This is a genomic window from Gammaproteobacteria bacterium, from assembly GCA_028817255.1.
Taxonomy (GTDB): Bacteria; Pseudomonadota; Gammaproteobacteria; order Porifericomitales; family Porifericomitaceae; genus Porifericomes; species Porifericomes azotivorans.
Genome location: JAPPQA010000074.1, coordinates 9,785 through 11,302 on the forward strand (window position 1 = coordinate 9,785; position 1,518 = coordinate 11,302).

Below are 1,518 nucleotides of genomic sequence, written 5' to 3' on the forward strand. Positions count from 1 at the left end.
CTCTCCGCCATAGACACTCTAAATTATACAATTTAGGGCGGCTTCATTCAGCGGTCAGGCTGGCTACTTAAGGACAACGGGCAATAATTGTCAAGCAGACACATCTTGAGTCTTCTCCAAAACGGCGGAAACTGCCGCCGCAACGATAACCGGAGATCCCGCTATCCCTTGCCGGCCGGTTACATTCCCGGCCCGCCGCTTTCGGGCGGGGCCGGCGGCGCGCGCTCCGTCAGCCGCTCCATGACCCGCGCGGCCAGGTCCAGGCAGCGCGCCCGGACATGGCCCCAGTCGTCCCAGGGCGGGCGCAGACCCGTCAAATCCCGCAGCGGCCCGTCTCCCTCCGCTTCGATCTTGGGGCGCGGGTCGGCCAGCTGGCGCAGCAGCTGGCGCAGCGGCGACTTCGCAATGCCGCGGCTCGGACCGATCTCCGCGTAGCAGCGGTCGAAGGACATGAGCGCCTCCGGCGCCCGCTCGGCCAGTGCGGCCGCCAGTGCGGCCGCGTCCAGGTAGTCGCGCCCGTAATTGCGGGTCAGCGCGAGCCAGCCCTTGATGCGCAGCATTTCGGACGGCGAGGGCACCCGCAATGGCGCCCCGTCCGGCGCCTCGACGAGGCGCGTCTCCAGAGGCCGGCTGCGGATCAATTGGCGCACACCGGTCGGTACGCCGTCGAAATTGCCCAGGAGAAGCACGCCTTGGACCCGGCGGGCCTCTTCCCATTCCGGCGCCGCGTCGAGGAGCGCCAGGACTTCCGGGAAGCGCTCGCGCAGGTCGCCCAGCGTGTGATCGGCGTCGCCGGACGCGCGGTGCCCGGCATGGACGGCGGCCGCCGTGCCGCCGACCAGCACGGCGTCCGGCAGGACCCGCTGCAAAGCGGCGGCCGCGCGCAGCACGGCGTCGAAATCCGCTCCCCCCTCTTTCACCCTTCGTCCGCGCCTTGCCGCCAGCGGGCCAGGCAGGCTTCGATCAGGCGCGGCTCCCCGTAAATCCAGGGATGCTCCTTCAAGTGCGGCGTCGTTCGCAAGGCCGCCCGGGCGGCCGGCCCCCAGGGGTCGCGGCGCAGTTCGCGGAACAGACGCAACACGTCCCGTTCCGATCCTCTCGAAAGCAGCGACTCGACGACGCCGGTGGTCCACCGGGTCGGGCGCCGATTGTGCAGGCGCAGGGAGGACGGATCCAGCGGCGCGATGCCCGCCCCGCGCCAAGGGCCGCCCGTCCCGTTCGTCGCCGTTCGCTCGCGCATTCCGCGATTATATCCGCCCGCACCGGCTCCCGGAACGCATTCGGCAATCGTGCCGCGGCGAAACCGGTCTCCAGGACCATGCGCCAATCGGCGCCATGGCGGACTTTTCGGACGGCGGCGGCGGGCGGCGGGCGGGTTCCCCGAGCCACTCGATTCATGAACGCCTGGCTCTCCGCCATAGCCCACAGTCGTTCCTGACGCAACCGCCGCTTGGGGCCCCGCCTCATTCTTCCCATCACTCCCCCCTTTACATCAAGGGGGGAGTGGTGCGTACGAAA

At 69.6% G+C, this 1,518-nt stretch carries 2 protein-coding genes; both read right to left on the reverse strand.

The genetic code is table 11. The annotated features are described in order from the left end of the window. Positions 1-179: 179 nt before the first annotated feature. Positions 180-920 (reverse strand): hypothetical protein, encoded by a 741-nt coding sequence (locus OXU43_03505; GenBank protein MDD9824223.1) that lies wholly within the window; start codon positions 918-920, stop codon positions 180-182. Further along, positions 917-1,240, reverse strand: coding sequence for a hypothetical protein (locus OXU43_03510; protein ID MDD9824224.1), 324 nt, complete (start codon positions 1,238-1,240; stop codon positions 917-919). The genes OXU43_03505 and OXU43_03510 overlap by 4 nt, the downstream gene beginning before the upstream one ends. Between the last annotated feature and the right edge of the window lie 278 nt (positions 1,241-1,518).

Excerpts from the sequence above, each read along its gene's own strand:
- OXU43_03510 (MDD9824224.1), bottom strand. The coding sequence starts at position 1,240 with ATGCGCGAGCGAACGGCGACGAACGGGACGGGCGGCCCTTGGCGCGGG.